General features: G+C 73.4%; 16 protein-coding genes and 1 pseudogene. All 17 read left to right on the forward strand.

Translation table 11 applies throughout. The annotated features are described in order from the left end of the window. Nucleotides 1-35: 35 nt before the first annotated feature. A pseudogene (locus ABS735_RS00155) lies at nucleotides 36-413 on the forward strand (DUF7134 domain-containing protein); the annotation flags it as partial. Further along, entirely contained in the window at nucleotides 405-1232 is an 828-nt protein-coding gene (locus ABS735_RS00160; RefSeq protein ID WP_373905153.1) for a histidine kinase, read from the forward strand. The pseudogene ABS735_RS00155 and the gene ABS735_RS00160, both read left to right, overlap by 9 nt. A gap of 52 nt (nucleotides 1233-1284) precedes the next feature. Next, nucleotides 1285-2139: an SRPBCC domain-containing protein gene (locus ABS735_RS00165; RefSeq protein ID WP_373904882.1), complete on the forward strand. Its 855-nt coding sequence runs from the start codon at nucleotides 1285-1287 to the stop codon at nucleotides 2137-2139. A 355-nt stretch (nucleotides 2140-2494) separates the two neighbouring features. Beyond that, the gene (locus ABS735_RS00170) at nucleotides 2495-3283 is read left to right on the forward strand and encodes an aldose epimerase family protein (protein WP_373904883.1); all 789 of its coding nucleotides are present in this window, start codon (nucleotides 2495-2497) and stop codon (nucleotides 3281-3283) included. 10 nt (nucleotides 3284-3293) lie between these two features. After that, entirely contained in the window at nucleotides 3294-3842 is a 549-nt protein-coding gene (gene pyrE, locus ABS735_RS00175; protein ID WP_373904884.1) for an orotate phosphoribosyltransferase, read from the forward strand. A gap of 145 nt (nucleotides 3843-3987) precedes the next feature. Next, nucleotides 3988-5019: a class II fructose-bisphosphate aldolase gene (gene fbaA, locus ABS735_RS00180; RefSeq protein ID WP_373904885.1), complete on the forward strand. Its 1032-nt coding sequence runs from the start codon at nucleotides 3988-3990 to the stop codon at nucleotides 5017-5019. Between the two features lie 70 nt (nucleotides 5020-5089). Continuing rightward, complete coding sequence (locus ABS735_RS00185; RefSeq protein ID WP_373904886.1) at nucleotides 5090-6556, forward strand: MFS transporter; 1467 nt, start codon at nucleotides 5090-5092, stop codon at nucleotides 6554-6556. Between the two features lie 40 nt (nucleotides 6557-6596). Beyond that, nucleotides 6597-7010: a DUF3151 domain-containing protein gene (locus tag ABS735_RS00190; RefSeq protein WP_030183762.1), complete on the forward strand. Its 414-nt coding sequence runs from the start codon at nucleotides 6597-6599 to the stop codon at nucleotides 7008-7010. Nucleotides 7011-7168: 158 nt separating this feature from the next. After that, the gene (locus tag ABS735_RS00195) at nucleotides 7169-7984 is read left to right on the forward strand and encodes a tryptophan 2,3-dioxygenase family protein (RefSeq protein ID WP_373904887.1); all 816 of its coding nucleotides are present in this window, start codon (nucleotides 7169-7171) and stop codon (nucleotides 7982-7984) included. Further along, nucleotides 7977-9224 carry a kynureninase gene (kynU, locus tag ABS735_RS00200; RefSeq protein ID WP_373904888.1) on the forward strand — a complete coding sequence of 416 codons (1248 nt, stop codon included), beginning with the start codon at nucleotides 7977-7979 and terminating at the stop codon, nucleotides 9222-9224. Before ABS735_RS00195 ends, kynU begins: the two co-directional genes overlap by 8 nt. Nucleotides 9225-9399: 175 nt before the next feature. After that, on the forward strand, nucleotides 9400-10302 hold the full coding sequence (locus tag ABS735_RS00205; RefSeq protein WP_373904889.1) for an alpha/beta hydrolase: 903 nt from the start codon (nucleotides 9400-9402) through the stop codon (nucleotides 10300-10302). A gap of 214 nt (nucleotides 10303-10516) precedes the next feature. Further along, complete coding sequence (locus tag ABS735_RS00210; RefSeq protein ID WP_373904890.1) at nucleotides 10517-11506, forward strand: alpha/beta hydrolase; 990 nt, start codon at nucleotides 10517-10519, stop codon at nucleotides 11504-11506. Then, nucleotides 11499-12707 (forward strand): acyltransferase family protein, encoded by a 1209-nt coding sequence (locus tag ABS735_RS00215; protein ID WP_373904891.1) that lies wholly within the window; start codon nucleotides 11499-11501, stop codon nucleotides 12705-12707. The genes ABS735_RS00210 and ABS735_RS00215 overlap by 8 nt, the downstream gene beginning before the upstream one ends. After that, on the forward strand, nucleotides 12700-14172 hold the full coding sequence (locus ABS735_RS00220) for a sensor histidine kinase (protein WP_373904892.1): 1473 nt from the start codon (nucleotides 12700-12702) through the stop codon (nucleotides 14170-14172). Before ABS735_RS00215 ends, ABS735_RS00220 begins: the two co-directional genes overlap by 8 nt. Next, nucleotides 14169-14855 (forward strand): response regulator, encoded by a 687-nt coding sequence (locus tag ABS735_RS00225; protein ID WP_373904893.1) that lies wholly within the window; start codon nucleotides 14169-14171, stop codon nucleotides 14853-14855. Before ABS735_RS00220 ends, ABS735_RS00225 begins: the two co-directional genes overlap by 4 nt. 13 nt (nucleotides 14856-14868) lie before the next feature. Then, a complete protein-coding gene (locus tag ABS735_RS00230) occupies nucleotides 14869-16293 on the forward strand; it encodes a sensor histidine kinase (protein ID WP_373904894.1) in 1425 nt (474 codons plus the stop codon). After that, the gene (locus ABS735_RS00235) at nucleotides 16290-16955 is read left to right on the forward strand and encodes a response regulator (protein WP_373904895.1); all 666 of its coding nucleotides are present in this window, start codon (nucleotides 16290-16292) and stop codon (nucleotides 16953-16955) included. The genes ABS735_RS00230 and ABS735_RS00235 overlap by 4 nt, the downstream gene beginning before the upstream one ends. Nucleotides 16956-17033 lie beyond the last annotated feature (78 nt).

The following is a 17033-nucleotide window of genomic DNA, read 5'->3' on the forward strand; positions in this document are numbered from 1 at the left end:
CGCCGACGCCGGTCGGGCGGACCTACGCTGCGGGAATGCGCCTGCACCCCCTGGCGGCCGACGGCCTGATCGCCGCGGCGCTGACGACCGTGGCCGTCCTGCTCGGCACCGAGGCCGTCGCCCAGGGGTGGCCGGCGCTCGATCCCCGCGCCTGGACGCTCGTCGCCCTGCTGACGCTCCCCCTCGTCCTGCGCACCCGCGCCCCCGTCACGGTCTGCCTCGCCGTCCACGCCTGCTGGGCGGTCTACGTCACCCTCGACTACTGGCCCGTCGTCGGCTCCTTCGGCCCCATGCTCGCCGTCTACACCGTCGCCTCCCTGCGCCCCACCCGCACCACCGCCGCCTGCGCCGTCCTGCTCGCCGGCGTCTGGGTCTACGCCGGGCTGCGCAGCGACGCCGGGGCGATGGCCTCGGTGGTGGGGCAGGCCGTGGGCTTCCCGCTGGTGCTGTGGCGGTTCGGGTACGTGGCCCGCCGGACCGGCGAGCTGACGCTGCGGCTGCGGGCCGAACAGGCCGACCGGGCCCGGCGCGAGGTCGCCGAGGAACGCGTGCGGATCGCCCGCGAACTGCACGACGTGGTCGCCCACCACCTCGCCGTCATCAACGTCCAGGCCGGCCTGGCCCGCTTCGTCTTCCGGTCCGACGCCCGCACCGCGCGCGGCGCCCTGGACACCATCGAGGGCGCCGGCGGCGAGGCCCTGGCCGAACTGCGCCGCATGCTCGGCCTGTTGCGCGCCGACGGCGTGCAGGGCGCGGACGGCGCGCCCGCCCCCGGCCTCGACCAGCTCGACGAGATGGTCACCCGGGTGCGCACCGGCGCCTCCGGCTTCCTGCTCAAGGACGCGGGGCCCGAACGGCTGCTGGCCGCCATCGCCGCGGTGCACGGCGGCGACGCGCTCTTCGCCCCCGCGGTCACCCGGCGTCTGGTGGAGGCGTTCACGCGGATGACGGACACGGGACGCACCGAATCCCCGGCGGCCGGTCCGCCGCCCGCGCCGCCCGCGCCGCCCGCGCTGACGGCGCTGACCGGCCGCGAGGCCGAGGTCCTGAAGCTGGTGGCCCGCGGTCTGAGCAACGCCGAGGCCGCCGACCGCCTGTTCATCAGCGAGGCCACCGTGAAGACCCACCTGAACCGCACGATGGCCAAGCTCGGCCTGACCAGCAGGGCCCAGGCGGTGGTCGTGGCGTACGAGACGGGACTGGTGACGCCGGGGGGCGCGGGCGGCGGGTGACTTTGCGCCGACGGGGGGTGTACCGGGCGCCCGCTGGGTAGGGTGCCGTGACATGGAGCATGAGGTGTTCGTTCCGGTTCCGGCCGAGCGGCTCAGGGACGTGCTGGCCGACCCCGTCCGGGTCGCCCGGGCGGTTCCGGGGCTCCAGCAGGACGCCGGTGCCGAGCCCGTCGCGGGCCGGCTGAAGGTGCGCATCGGCAGCCACTCCATCACCTACCGCGGCTCGCTGCGCCTGTCCGCGCGCGAGGACGGCACGTACGTCGTCGAGGGCGACGCCACCGAGTCGCGCGGCACCGGCACGGTCACGCTCGCGCTGACCCTCCGTGCGGACGACGCCGACGGCGGCGCCACCCTCACCTTCACCGGGACGGCCACCGCGGACGGCCGCGTCACCGAGCTGCCGGGGGAGTCGGTCACGTCGGCCACGGCCCGGCTGCTGACCCGGTTCGCGGAGAACCTGGGCACGGCGGCGCAGGCATCCCCGGAAGCGGAACCGAAGCCGAAGCCGGAAGCGGAGCCGGAGCCGCGATCCGAGCCGCGACACACCTCCGTCTTCGACACCGAGGTCCCCCCGCCCTCCCTCATGGACACGGACGAGGACGACGAGGACACGGACGAGGACGCAGGCGGGGACACGGCCGGGGACAAGGCGGAGGCAGCCGAGGCGACGCACGCCGGCGACGAGCCGGCCGTCCAGCCCCCCGCCGAGGCCGCGCACGCGCGCCGCACGATGATCGGCCGCAGCGCCGAGGAGGTGGACCACGCCCCACCGCGCGGCCGGTACGCCCCCGTACCCGCGCCCCAGGCGAACGCGGTCGGCGCCCCCCTGCGTTGGGCCGCCCCCGCGGCCGCGCTGGTCGTGGCGTCGGCGATCGTGGTGGGCCGCGCCCTGCGCAGACGCCGCTGAACCACAGCGGGCGACCTGCTGTGGGGCCTGGCCCCGGCGACCTGTTGTGGGGCCTGGCCCCCGGCGACCTGCTGCGGGACCTGCCCCCGGCGACCTGGTGCGGGACCCGGCCCCCGCGACCTGCTGCAGGACCCGCTGCTGCGCGGACGCCGCTGAACCACAGCGGGCGACCTGCTGCGGGACCTGCCCCGGCGACCTGCTGTGGGACCCGCCCCCGCGACCTGCTGCAGGACCCGCTGCTGCGCAGACGCCGCTGAACCACAGCGGGCGACCCGCCGCCGGACCTGCCCCCGGGGCCCGTCATGGGGCCGCCGACCGAGTGGGGAGCCCTTGATCGCCCCAGTAGGGTCGTGGCGTGAGCAACGAACCCATCACGCTGACCGCGGGTGACGCGGAGGCGACCGTGCTGCCGGGCAACGGCGGCCGGATCGGCGGGCTCCGTGTCGGCGGCACGGAGCTGCTCCGCCAGGGCGTGCGCTACGGCTGTTTCCCGATGGTCCCCTGGTGCGGACGTATCCGCGACGGCCGCTTCAGCGACGGCGCCGTGGTCCACCAGATGCCCCTGAACTCCCCGCCGCACGCCATCCACGGCACCGCCCGCGACGCCGCCTGGCGCACCGCCCGCGTCAGCGGGAACGAGGCCGTCATCACGTACGACCTCGTCGACCCCTGGCCCTACACCGGCCGCGTCACCCAGGTGATCGCCCTCGCCGAGGACGGGCTGACGCTGTCGATGTCCGTGGAGACGTACGAGTCGTCCTTCCCGGCGCAGATCGGCTGGCACCCCTGGTTCAACCGGACCCTCGACGGCACCGGTGCGGAGATCGCCTTCGACCCCGCCTGGCAGGAGGAGCGCGGCGACGACCACCTTCCCACCGGCAACCGCGTCGAGGCGAAGCCCGGTCCCTGGGACGACTGCTTCGGCATGCCCGACGGTGTCGACGTCACGCTGACCTGGCCGGGGCGGCTGGAGCTGAAGGTGACCAGCCCGGAGCAGTGGGTCGTGGTGTACGACGAGCAGGAGGCCGCGGTCTGCGTGGAGCCGCAGACCGGGCCGCCCAACGGCCTGAACACCCTTCCTCGCCTGGTCACGCCCCTGGAGCCGCTGGAGGCCACGACCACCTGGGCCTGGCGCCGCCTTTAAGCTGGCGTACATGACGGACGTACGCGGCGAGCTGCTGCAGCAGATCAAGGACAAGGCCGTGGTGCACGGCAAGGTGACCCTCTCCTCGGGCCTGGAGGCCGACTACTACGTCGACCTGCGCCGCATCACCCTGGACGGCGAGGCCGCGCCGTTGGTCGGACAGGTGCTGCTCGACCTGACCGCCGACCTGGAGTTCGACGCGGTGGGCGGGCTGACCATGGGCGCCGACCCGGTCGCCGCGAGCATGCTGCACGCCGCCGCCGCACGCGGCCGCAAGCTGGACGCGTTCGTCGTCCGCAAGGCCGCCAAGGCGCACGGGCTGCAGCGCCGCGTCGAGGGCCCGGAGATCAAGGGCCGCCGTGTCCTGGTCGTCGAGGACACCTCCACCACCGGCGGTTCCCCGCTCACCGCCGTCGAGGCCGTGCGCGAGGCCGGTGCCGAGGTGGTCGCCGTCGCGACGATCGTGGACCGGGCGACCGGCGCCGCCGAGAAGATCCAGGACGGCGCGGGGGTGCCGTACCTGTACGCGTACGACAAGGACGAACTGGGCCTGGACTGAGACCAGGGGCCGAGACGGGACCGGGGGCCACTCGGGTATTCCCGTTTCGTCTGGAAGGATGGGGCCGACGATGACGTCGCCCCCCAGTCCTAGGTCAGGGCCATAAGCAACAACACGCCCACCCGCACATACAAGGAGCGGACAGATGCCCATCGCAACTCCCGAGGTCTACAACGAGATGCTGGACCGGGCGAAGGCAGGAAAGTTCGCCTACCCGGCCATCAACGTGACCTCTTCCCAGACGCTGCACGCGGCCCTGCGCGGTTTCGCGGAGGCGGAGAGCGACGGCATCGTCCAGATCTCCACCGGCGGCGCCGAGTTCCTGGGCGGTCAGCACAACAAGGACATGGTGACCGGCGCCGTCGCCCTCGCCGAGTTCGCGCACATCGTCGCCGAGAAGTACGACGTCACCGTCGCCCTGCACACGGACCACTGCCCCAAGGACAAGCTCGACGGGTACGTCCGCCCGCTGCTGGCGGTCTCCGAGGAGCGCGTGAAGGCCGGCCGCAACCCGCTCTTCCAGTCGCACATGTGGGACGGTTCGGCCGAGACCCTTGCCGACAACCTCTCCATCGCCCAGGAGCTGCTGGAGCGCGCCCGCGCCGCCAAGATCATCCTCGAGGTCGAGATCACCCCGACCGGTGGTGAGGAGGACGGCGTCTCGCACGAGATCAACGACTCCCTCTACACCACGGTCGACGACGCGGTCCGCACCGTCGAGGCCCTGGGCCTGGGCGAGAAGGGCCGCTACCTGCTCGCCGCGTCCTTCGGCAACGTGCACGGCGTCTACAAGCCGGGCAACGTCGTGCTCCGCCCCGAGCTGCTCAAGGAGCTGAACGAGGGCATCGCGGCGAAGTACGGTCAGCCGGCCGGCAGCAAGCCGTTCAACTTCGTCTTCCACGGCGGCTCCGGTTCCACCGCCGAGGAGATCGCGACCGCGCTGGAGAACGGCGTGGTCAAGATGAACATCGACACGGACACCCAGTACGCCTTCACGCGTCCGGTCGTCGACCACATGTTCCGCAACTACGACGGCGTCCTCAAGGTCGACGGCGAGGTCGGCAACAAGAAGACCTACGACCCGCGCACCTGGGGCAAGCTGGCCGAGGCCGGCATGGCCGCGCGCGTCGTCGAGGCCTGCGGCCACCTGCGTTCGGCGGGCCAGAAGATCAAGTAACTCCCGGTCGACACGACCGTACGCACGAGCCCGGCGCCCCCGCGCGCCGGGCTCGCTGTATACCTGGGGCATGCCCGATGTCCGGCTGGCCTCGTCACAGGGCAAGTGGATCCTGCTGACCACCGTCCTCGGCTCCAGCATGGCGCTGCTGGACTCGACCGTCGTCAACGTCGCACTGCCCCACATCGGCCGCGACCTCGGCGCGGGCCTCGCCGCCCTCCAGTGGACGGTCAACGCCTACATGGTCACCCTGGCCGGTCTGATCCTGCTCGGTGGTGCCCTCGGCGACCGGTTCGGCCGCCGCCGGATCTTCGTCCTCGGCGTGCTGTGGTTCGCCGCCGCGTCCCTGCTGTGCGGCCTCGCCCCGAACGCCGGTGTGCTGATCGCCGCCCGCGCCCTCCAGGGCGTCGGCGGGGCGCTGCTCACGCCCGGCTCCCTCGCCCTCATCCAGGCCTCCTTCCACGCCGACGACCGGGGCCGGGCGGTGGGCCTGTGGTCGGGCTTCGGTGGCGTCGGCGCGGCGGTGGGGCCGTTCCTCGGGGGCTGGCTGGTGGACGGCGCGGGCTGGCGCTGGGTGTTCCTGCTCAACGTCCCGCTGGCGCTGCTGTGCGCGCCGATCGCGCTGCGGCACGTACCGGAGTCCTCGGACGAGCGCGCCCACACCCGTTTCGACGTGCTCGGCGCGGCGCTGTGCGCGGCGGCCCTGGCGCTGCTCACCTACGCGCTGATCGAGGCCCGTACGGCGTCCTGGGCGGTGGCGCTCAGCGCGGTGGCCGGTGCGGTGGCCGCCGTGGCCTTCGTCCTCGTCGAGCGGCGCGGCAAGGACCCGATGATGCCGCCGGACGTCTTCTCCTCCCGCCAGTTCACGGCGGTCAACGTCGTCACGCTGTGCGTGTACGCGGCCTTCGGTGGCTTCTTCTTCCTCGCCGCGCTCCAGCTCCAGGTCGTCGTCGGCTGGTCCGCGCTGGCCGCCGGTACGGCCCTGCTGCCGACCACCGTCCTGATGCTGCTGCTCTCCGCCCGCTCCGGCGAGCTCGCCGAGCACCTCGGCCCGCGCCTCCAGCTCACCGTGGGCCCGCTGCTGTGTGCCGCCGGGATGGTGCTGATGCTGCGGGTCGGTCCGGGCGCCTCGTACCTCGCCGACGTGCTGCCCGCCTTGGTGGTGCTCGGCCTCGGCATGGTCACGCTGGTCGCGCCGCTGACGGCGAGCGTGCTGGCCGCCGTGGACACCGCGCGCGCCGGTCTGGCCAGCGGCATCAACAACGCGGCGGCCCGTGCGGCGGGGCTCGTCGCGGTCGCCGCGCTGCCGCTGCTCACCGGCATGGGCGAGGAGGCATACCGGTCGCCCGGGGCGTTCGACGACGCGTTCGGACCGGCGATGCTGATCTGCGCGGGCGTCCTGGTCGCGGGCTCCGTGATCGCCTTCGCGACGGTGCGCCGCCCGGCCCCGGACTGCCGCCGGCCCGAGTGCCGCACCCACGCTTCGGTGACGGCGCCCCCGCTGGAAGGGGAGCGGGGACGCGACAAGGCGGTGTGACCCGTCCGGCGCGGTGGGGCGCATGCCGCAGACTTGTCCCATGGCCATTCACGAGAACCTCCTCGGGGGACCGCCCCCGACCCACCTCCCCGACGACCCCGGGCCGCGCGAGCTGCTGGCGGGCGGCACCTCCCCCGCCGACGTCGCCGCGAAGTACCCGACGTCCTCGCTCGCCTGGGCCCGGCTGGCCGACGAGGCGTTCGAGCGGGGCAGCGTCGTGGAGTCGTACGCGTACGCCCGTACGGGCTACCACCGCGGCCTCGACGCCCTGCGCCGCAGCGGCTGGAAGGGGCACGGCCCGGTGCCCTGGGAGCACGAGCCGAACCGCGGCTTCCTGCGCGCCCTGCACGCCCTCGCCCGCGCCGCCCAGGCGATCGGCGAGAAGGAGGAGTACGAGCGCTGCAGCCAGTTCCTGAAGGACTCCTCGCCGAGCGCGGCCGAGGTGCTGGGCTGACCGGCCTTCGACACCGTTCGGCACCTCGGGGCCCGTCCGCCGTGCGCGGGCGGGCCTTGCGGTTTCCTGCGACGATTGCGGAGGATGCCGTTGGGGACCGGGGCCCCGTGCCGGTAACGGCAGGGCGGACCGCTACCCGTGCACATCAGGAGACAGCGATGTCCCACGAAGCCCCGAATCTCGACTTCGAGGGCAGCACGCCGTACGAGGACTACGTCAAGGCGGACGTGCTCACCCACCTCCAGCACACCCTCTCCGACGATCCCGGAGAGATGGTCTTCCTGGTCACGACCCAGGTCATGGAGCTGTGGTTCACCGTCATCGTCCACGAATGGGAGACCGCCGCCCGCGCCCTGCGCGAGGACCGGATCCCGGTGGCGACCGACGCGCTCAAGCGCTCGGTGCGGGAGCTGGAGGCGCTCAACGCCTCCTGGACACCCCTGGGGCAGCTCACCCCGGCCCAGTTCAACTCCTACCGGTCCGCCCTCGGCGAGGGTTCCGGCTTCCAGTCGGCGATGTACCGCCGCCTGGAGTTCCTGCTCGGCGACAAGTCCGCGTCCATGCTGGTCCCGCACCGCGGCGCTCCGCGCGTCCACGCCGAACTGGAGAAGGCGCTGCACGAGCCGAGCCTGTACGACGAGGTGGTCCGGCTGCTCGCCCGGCGCGGGTACGGCATCCCGGACACCGTGCTCCAGCGCGACGTCACCCGCAAGTACGAGGCCGCTCCCGAGGTGGAGGCCGCCTGGACGGCCGTCTACTCCGGCGACCAGAACGGCGAGCTGGCCCGCCTCGGCGAGGCCCTCACCGACGTCGCCGAACTGGTGTGGCGCTGGCGCAACGACCACCTGGTCGCCACCCGCCGCGCGATGGGCTCCAAGACCGGCACGGGCGGCTCCGCCGGGGTGGCCTGGCTGGAGAAGCGGGCCCGGGGCAACGTGTTCCCCGAGCTGTGGACGGCGCGGTCCTATGTCTGAGCCGATGAGCCTCCTGGGCGAGGCGGAGAAGCTGGACGCCGCCGACCGACTGGCCGCGGTGCGCGAGCGGTTCGTCCTCGACGACGTCACCTACCTCGACGGCAACTCACTGGGCGCCCTCCCCGCGCACGTCCCCGCGCGCGTGGAGGACGTCGTCCGGCGCCAGTGGGGCGAGCTGCGCATCCGGTCCTGGGAGGAGAGCGGCTGGTGGACCGCGCCGGAGCGGATCGGTGATCGGATCGCCCCGCTGGTCGGTGCGGCCGCCGGGCAGGTCGTGGTCGGCGACTCGACCAGCGTCAACGTCTTCAAGGCGCTCGTCGCCGCGGTGCGCATGGCGCAGGAGGACGGTGGTACCGGTGGCACCGGTGGCACCAGTGGGGCGGGTCCGGTCCGGGACGAGATCCTGGTCGACGCCACCACCTTCCCCACGGACGGGTACATCGCCGAGTCGGCGGCCCGGATGACGGGCTGCGCCCTGCGGCCCGTGACCCCGGCCGAGGTCCCCGGCGCCCTGGGCGACCGTACCGCCGCCGTGCTCCTCAACCACGTCGACTACCGCACGGGCCGGCTGCACGACCTGCCCGCGCTGACGGCCGCGGTGCACGCGGCGGGGGCGTACGTCGTCTGGGACCTGTGCCACAGCGCGGGCGCGCTGCCGGTCGGGCTCGACGAGCACGGCGTCGACCTGGCGGTCGGCTGCACCTACAAGTACCTCAACGGCGGCCCCGGCTCACCCGCGTACCTGTACGTGCGGCGCGACCTCCAGCCCCGTTTCGACTCCCCGCTGCCGGGCTGGAACTCGCACGCCGAGCCGTTCGGCATGCGGCCGGCCTACGCCCCGGCCTCCGGCGCGGTGCGCGGGCGGGTCGGTACGCCGGACATCCTCTCCCTGCTCGCCCTTGAGGCGGCGCTGGACGTGTGGGACGAGGAGGGGGTCTCGGTGGCGGCGGTGCGGGCCAAGTCGCTGGCGCTGACGGACTTCTTCCTGCGCTGCGTCGGGGCGTACGTCCCGGACGGCCGCGTGGAGTCCGTGACCCCGGCGGCGCACGCCGAACGGGGCAGCCAGGTCGCGCTGCGCTGTGACGACGCGGGCGAGGTGATGAAGCGGCTGATCGAGCGCGGGGTGGTCGGCGACTACCGTGCCCCCGACGTGCTGCGCTTCGGCTTCACCCCGCTGTACGTCGGCTTCGCGGACGTGGAGCGGGCGGCACGGGTGCTGGCCCGGACGCTGGCCGGCTGAGCCGCGCGGTCGCGAGCGGTACGGATCGTGGGGTGGGGGCCGGGACGTATCGCCCGGTCCTCACCCAGCGTCACATCCCCATGTCCGCGCACGTCATCGGCCTGATAACGTCCCGCCAACGGCCGATTTCGTTCCCCCGGTCCGCCAACACCGTTTCGTCGCTGAGAGGTTGAGCATGCCGGACGCCGCCGCAGAACCGGGCACCGCTGCCGCGAGGGACGCGGCGGAGGAGAAATCGGCCTTCTCCCATCCGGCGGTCGAACCCGACAGCACCGCCGGTTACGGCGATCACCCCGACCAGGTGATCGACTTCTACGCGCCGCGCGGCGGTGCGGGCCCGGTCGAGGCCGCTCCCGTGGTGGTGGTCCTGCACGGAGGCTCGTGGCGCGCCCCTTACGACCGGCGTCACATCAGCCCGTTCGCCGGCTTCCTGGCCCACCGGGGCTTCGCCGTGGCCAGTGTGGAGTACCGGCGCGGGGCCGAGGGCTCCGGCGCCGAGGGTTCCGGGGAGCCCGTCGCGGGGCGCTGGCCCGATACGTTCGACGACGTGGCCGCCGCGCTGGACGCGCTGCCGGAGCTGGTCCGGCACCACCTGCCGCGGGCCGACGCCCGCCGTACGGTGCTCACCGGTCACTCCGCCGGCGGCCACCTCGCCCTGTGGGCGGCCGCCCGGCATCTGCTGCCCGGGGACGCCCCGTGGCGAACCGACCGCCCGGCGCCCCTGCGCGGCGTGGTCGCCCTCGCGCCGATCGCCGACTTCGAGGTCGCCGACAAACTCGACGTGTGCGGCGGCGCGGCGCGGCAACTGCTGGGGGGTGGCGAGCTGTTCGCCGGGCGGCGGCCGTATGCCGACCCCGCTCTGCTGCTGCCCACCGGAATCGCGACGACCCTCGTGCAGGGCCGCGCCGACGTGGACGTCCCGCAGGCGGTCGCCGAGGCGTACGCGGACGCGGCGGCGAAGGCCGGGGAGGTGGTGGGGGTGACGCTGCTGGAGGACGTCGGTCACTACCCGCTGATCGACCCGGCGGCGGACGCGTGCGCCGTGGTGGCGGAGGAGATCGCGCAGCTGGCTTGGTGAGCCGGGAGGGGGTGTGTCGCGAAAAGCGCGAACACTTCGTCCGGCAGTGTCCTCGACCCGCTCGAATGAGCGGATGGTGGGCGTCGTCGTACCCGTAATACCTGAGAGCTACCCCGCAGGTGAGTTCCCTGGCGGGACGCGGGTTACCCGGCCCGATCCATAACTTCCCTTTCAGACAAGCCCGATGGACGGGCGAGCCGGAGGGGGAGAGACCATGGGGTGGGGCACGACGGTACGTTGGCGGCGGCGCGTGGGCAGATGGCGCCGCGCCGGTTGCGCCGCCCTCATCACCGGTGCCCTGGTGCTTCCTCTCTCCGGCGCCGCGCGGCCCGAGATCCCCGCCCCGGCACCCGCCGCGCTCGCGCCCCCGACGGCCGCCACGCTGGACGACGCGTACGCCGCCAACCGGGCCAACGCGGCGGAGGCGTCCCGGATGGCCTCCCGCCACGGCGACCGTCACCGTGCGGCGGCGGACCGTGCGATGGCCGACCGGTCCCGCCGCCTCCTCGCCTTCGACGGCCGGGGCGCAGGACTGGCCACCGAAGTCCTCGGCGACCTGACGCACGCCGACCGCGTCGCCGTGCTGGTCCCGGGCTCCGACACCAGCCTCGACACATACGGCCGGTTCCGCGCCGCCGCCCTCGCCCTGCACCGGCAGCTCGTCGCCGAGGCTCCCGCGGGGACCCGCACCGCCGTCGTGGCCTGGCTGGGCTACGAGACACCGGGCACCGTCAGCACCACCGTCACCACGACCGACCGCGCCGACCGGGCCGCCCCCGAGCTGCGCGACCTGGTCGACGACCTGCGCCGGATCACCGGTCCCGGCGCCCGCGTCGCCCTCCTCTGCCACTCCTACGGCTCGGTGGTCTGCGCGCGCGCCGCCGACGGCCTGGACGTCGCCGACATCGCCCTGGTCGGCAGCCCCGGCACCGGAGCGGACACCGCCGCCGGCCTGCGCTCCGACGCCCGGATCTGGGCGGGCCGGGGCGCCGACGACTGGGTGGAGCACGTTCCGCACGTCAGCGCCGACCTGTTCGGCACCACCGTCGGCTTCGGCACCGACCCGGTCTCCCCGGACTTCGGCGCCCGGGTCTTCGACGCCGGCGACGGCGGCCACAGCGACTACTTCGACACCGGCTCCCTCTCCCTGACGAACCTGACCCGGATCGCCCTGGGCGAGACCACGGAGGTGACCCATGGCTGACCCGACCCCTGCGCAACCGCGCGGTGCTCTGCGCGATGCCGCCGCCCGCATCGACGCCGCCACCCCCGAGGAGCGGGACCGGGCCGTGGACGCCCTGCGTGCCTTCGCCATCCTCGGGGTGGTCCTCGGGCACTGGCTGGTGACGGCCCTGGTCGCCGACGGCGCCGGCCTGCACGCGGCCAGCCCGCTCCAGGACATGCCCTGGCTGGCCCCGGTCTCCTGGGCCTTCCAGACCCTCGCCGTGTTCTTCCTGGTCGGCGGCCACGTCGCCACGCGTGGGTACGCGTCGGCCCGCGCTCGCGGCGAGACCTACGGCCGCTGGCTGAGCGCCCGGCTGTCCCGGCTCTTCCGTCCGGTCGCGGCCGTCCTCGGCCTGTGGACGGTGACAGCCGCGCTGCTCCTGCTCACGGGCGCGGACTTCCTGACCGTCCACACGCTGGTGAAGCTGGCGCTGTCCCCGATGTGGTTCCTGCTGGTCTTCGCCGCGCTGACGGCGGCGACGCCGTTGCTGACCCGGCTGCATCCGCTGTGGCCGCTGGTCGTCGTCCTCCACATAGACCTGCTGCGCTTCGAGTTCGGCGCCCCGTCCTGGCTCGGCTGGGTCAACCTCGCCGCCGGCTGGCTGGTCCCCTACACTCTGGGCGCCGCCTGGACCCGCGGTGAACTGGACCGCCGCCGATCGGGCTGGATCCTGCTCACCGGCGGCACGGCGGCGACCGTGGCGCTCGTCGCCTGGGCGGGCTACCCGGCGTCGATGGTCGGTGTCCCCGGCGCCTCGGTGTCGAACCTCAACCCGCCGACCCTGGCCGCCGTCACCTTCGGCCTGGCCCAGTGCGGGCTCGCCCTGCTGCTGCGCGAGCGGCTGCGCCGTGCGATGCGGCGTCCCGTGGCCTGGGCGGCGGTCGCGCTGGTCAACCTCTCCGCGATGACGATCTTCCTCTGGCACCAGACGGCGCTGATGGCCACCACGGCCACCGGACTCCTCGCGGGCCGTCTACCCGGCCTGCACACGCTCCCCGACGGTCTGGACTGGGTGGCGGCCCGGCTCGCCTGGCTCCCGGTGTTCGCGCTGGTCCTGGCCGGCTGCTGGGCCACGTTCCGCTCCTGCGAGCAGCGCGGCCGGGGACGGCGAGGCTCAAGGATCGTGCGCGCCCACCGCCCGCAGCGGCGGGCGACCGCGGCGGGTGCACGTCATGTCTAGGGTGGATCCTGTGACGCGATGGGGGAAACGGCAGTGGGACCGGTCACGGGCCCGGGCCGGACGCGTGCTCCGCGTGCTCCACGACGACCTGTGGACCTGGCGGGCGGACCCGCTGCCGCCCTCGGTGTGGCTGCGCTGGTTCCCGCACGGGGTCGTGTGTCTGGCGGCGCTCGGAGTGCTGCTCGGTGACGCCGCCCAACTCGGTGACAACGGCGGGCTCGATCCCGGCTTCGCCTTCGTGATCGGCGTCGCCCAGGCCGGCGCGATGGTGTTCGCGCTGTGGCGGCCGGTCGCTGCGTGGTGGCTGTCGATGGCGGCCATGCTGGTGGGGGCCTTCGCCGTGCGGGCCGAGATGGTGGCGGGCGGTGACGAGTTCACCTGGCCCTGGACCGCCGCCGGGCTCATCGGGCACCTGTTCGTCATGCTGCTTCTCGCCCTGCGGGTGCGTACCCGGGTGTCCGCGGAGGCGCTGGCCCTGACCGCACTGGCCACGTACGTCGTGCAGGGCATCGTGGGCGCGCTGAACTACCAGCCGACCGGTCAGCTCGCCGTCATCCTGTTCGCGGTCGTCGTGGTGCTCGCTACCGCCCTGCGCGGCCGGCGCGAGGCGCGCAGGGAACTCGAACAGCAGACCACGCTGACTGCCGAGGAGCGGGCCCGGCGCACCCTGCTGGAGGAGCGCGGCCGTATCGCGCGCGAGCTGCACGACGTGGTCGCCCACCACATGTCGGTGATCTCCATCCAGGCCCAGGTCGCACCCCTCCTCGTCGAGAACCCGCCGGACGAGCTGAAGGAGAACCTCGCCGGTATCCGGCAGAACGCGCTGGAGGCGCTCACCGAGCTGCGCCGGGTGCTGGGCGTGCTGCGTGCCGAGCACCCGGACGCGCTGGAGGCACCCGAGGGAGGCGACGCCGCCCCGCACGCCCCGCAGCCCACCCTCGACCGGCTCGACGCGCTGGTGGAGAACACCCGGGCCGCCGGGCTGACCGTCACCACCGGCAGCAGTGGGACGCGCAGACCGCTGCCGCCGGGCGTGGAGCTGTCGGCGTACCGGATCGTGCAGGAAGCGCTCAGCAACGTGTTGCGGCACGCGCCGGGCGCGAGTGCCCGGGTCCACCTCACCCACCTTCCGATCGGGCTGCGCGTGGAGGTCTCCAACACCCGCCCGAAGCGCGCTCCGGCGCCGTCGCAGGGGACCGGGCACGGGCTGCTCGGCATGCGGGAGCGGGTGGCGATGCTCGACGGCACGCTGACGGCCCACCCGATGCCGGACGGCGGCTACCAGGTGGCGGCGTTCCTGCCCGCCGACGGCCCCGACCTGCCCGCCGACCCCTTCACCGATTCCTTCACCGATCTCCCCGCCGACCCTTCCATCGGCCCCTTCCCCGACCCTTCCATCGGCCCCTTCCCCGACCCTTCCATCGGCCCCTTCCCCGACCCTTCCACCGAGGACGACACCCCATGACGACCAGCAGCAACGGCCGCGTGATCCGCGTGCTGATCGCCGACGACCAGCAGATGGTCCGGCAGGGTTTCACCGTGCTGCTCAACACCCAGCCCGACATCGAGGTGATCGGGCAGGCGGTGGACGGCCTGGACGCCGTGGCCAAGGTCGCCGAGCTGGCCCCGGAGGTCGTCCTGATGGACATCCGCATGCCGGAGCTGGGCGGTATCGAGGCCACCCGGCGCATCACCGGGTCCACCCCGGAGGTCAGGGTGCTGGTGCTGACCACCTTCGACCTCGACGAGTACGTGTACGAGGCGCTGCGGGCCGGGGCCTCCGGGTTCCTGCTGAAGGACGCGTCCGCCGACCAGCTGGCCGAGGCGGTGCGCGTGGTGGCCGCCGGTGACGCCCTGCTCGCGCCGGGGATCACACGGAGGCTGATCGCGGAGTTCTCCCGGCTGGACGACCGCCCGCGCGCCCCGCTGAAGGCCCGCGTCGGCGAGCTGACCGAGCGGGAGACGGAGGTGCTCGCCCTGATCGCGCAGGGCCTGTCGAACGCGGAGATCGCCCAGCGTCTGGTGGTCGCCGAGCAGACGGTGAAGACCCATGTGGGCAGGATCCTGGTGAAGCTGGGCCTCAGGGACCGCACACAGGCGGCGGTGTTCGCGTACGAGTCGGGGCTGGTGCGCCCCTCGGGCTACTGAGGAGCGACGCGCAGTGGCCCCCGTAGTACTTGAGACGGATGCCCGAGAACCCCTCTCGACGGGGACGACCGGCCACTCCCGGTCGGCCTACCGTGTGAGCGTGACCGAGACGACTCACCAGCAGCACGAGGGCGGGATCCGCAGCCAGGAGTACCGGCTGGCCCGGACCTCCCTGCGGGGACTGCGCCAGGACCTGTTCCACGACCCCTTCGCCTACCGGCGCCTGCCGCCCCGGCACACAGACGGCCCGTTCGTCCGCCGGCTGCCCGGCCGGCTGAGGACGGACGCGCAGTACCTCCCGCACGCGGTGGTGGGGACGACCGCGTTCATCGCCTTCGTCGTCGGCGCGGTGTCGGGCGACCTGCCCGGCGGTGACGCGCCGGCCGTGCTGACCGGCATCCTGTGCGCCCTCCCCGTGCTCGCCACACTGGTGCGGCCGATCGGCGCGTTTTGGCTGTCCCTCGCCGTGACCCCGCTGGTCGCGCTCATCAACGGGTCCGGGTGGGACTGGCCGTGGATACCCGGCGCGTTCATCTGCCACCTCGCGGTGCTGGTCATCGTGGCGCTCCGCACCCGGCCCCGGACCGCTGTCTGGATGTGGGTCCTGACGTCCGCGTATGCCTTCCTCTCGGACGCCTTCTTCGGCGGGTCGTACTACTACACGAACAGCGGGCCCATGATGGTGACGTCCGCGTTCGCCCTGCTCGTTGTCTGTCTCTGGCACATACGGCAGACCGCCCGTAAGGAAGTGACCGCCCAGCAGACGGTCACCGCCCACGAACGCTCCCGCCGCACCCTGCTCGAGGAGCGCACCACCATCGCCCGCGAGCTGCACGACGTCGTCGCGCACCACATGTCGGTGGTCGCCATCCAGGCGGAGGCCGCGCCCTACCGGGTGGAGAACCCACCGGAGGAGCTGGAGCGAGCCTTCGCCACCATCCGGGAGAACGCGGTGGCGGCCCTCACCGAGCTGCGCCGCGTCCTGGGAGTCGTCCGCGCCGAGGACTATGAGGCCCCGGACGCCCCGCAGCCGACGCTCGCCGACCTGGACGCCCTGCTGGCCAACGTGCGCGAGGCGGGCCTGTCCGTGGACAAGGCGGTGACCGGCGCGGTGCGCGAGCTGCCGCCCGGTGTGGAGCTGTCGGCGTACCGGATCGTGCAGGAGGCGCTGAGCAACAGCCTGCGCCACGCGCCCGGCGCGACGGCCCGCGTCGAGGTCTCCTACGTCCTGGGCGGCCTGGGTCTGCGCATAGTCAACACCGCCATCCCACAGAACACCCTGGTCAAGCCGTCGCCCGGCGCGGGGCACGGCGTCACCGGCATGCGCGAACGCGTGTCGATGCTGAACGGCGAGATGACGGCAGGCCCGACGGACGACGGAGGGTACGAGGTGGCGGTGTTCCTGCCGGTCACCGCTCAGACCGAAGGTGACGCATGACGATCCGCGTACTGATCGCCGACGACCAGATGATGGTGCGCGAGGGCTTCTCGGTCCTGCTGAACGCGATGCCGGATATCGAGGTCGCCGGTGAGGCGGTCAACGGCCGGGAGGCGGTGGCGAAGGTCCGCGAGCTGGCCCCCGACGTCGTCCTGATGGACATCCGCATGCCCGAGCTGAACGGCATCGAGGCGACGCGGGAGGTCGTGGCGGCGGACAGCACGTCCAAGGTGCTGGTCCTCACCACCTTCGACCTCGACGAGTACGTGTACCAGGCACTGCGCGCGGGTGCTTCCGGCTTCCTCCTCAAGGACGCCTCGGCCCGCCAGCTCGCGGACGGCGTGCGGGTGGTGGCGGCCGGCGAGGCCCTTCTCGCCCCCTCGATCACCAAGCGCCTGATCACCGAGTTCTCCAAGCTGTCCGACACCCCGCGCCTGATGCCCTCGGCACAGGCGGCGTACGGCGACCTGACCGAGCGCGAGACGGAGGTCCTGGTCCTGATCGCGCAGGGCCTGTCCAACTCGGAGATCGCCGAGCGCCTGGTGGTCGCCGAGTCGACGATCAAGACCCATGTCAGCCGCATCCTGGTGAAGCTGGGCCTGCGCGACCGCACCCAGGCAGCGGTCTTCGCCTACGAGGCCCGCCTGGTGACCCCGGGGTAGATCCGAGGGCGAAGCGCATGCCATGGCGCGCCCCGGCATGGTCCGGCCCCTTTCGCGGAGGGCTCGTCGTTTCCTATC

The organism is Streptomyces sp. MMCC 100, from assembly GCF_041538145.2.
Taxonomy (GTDB): domain Bacteria; phylum Actinomycetota; class Actinomycetes; order Streptomycetales; family Streptomycetaceae; genus Streptomyces.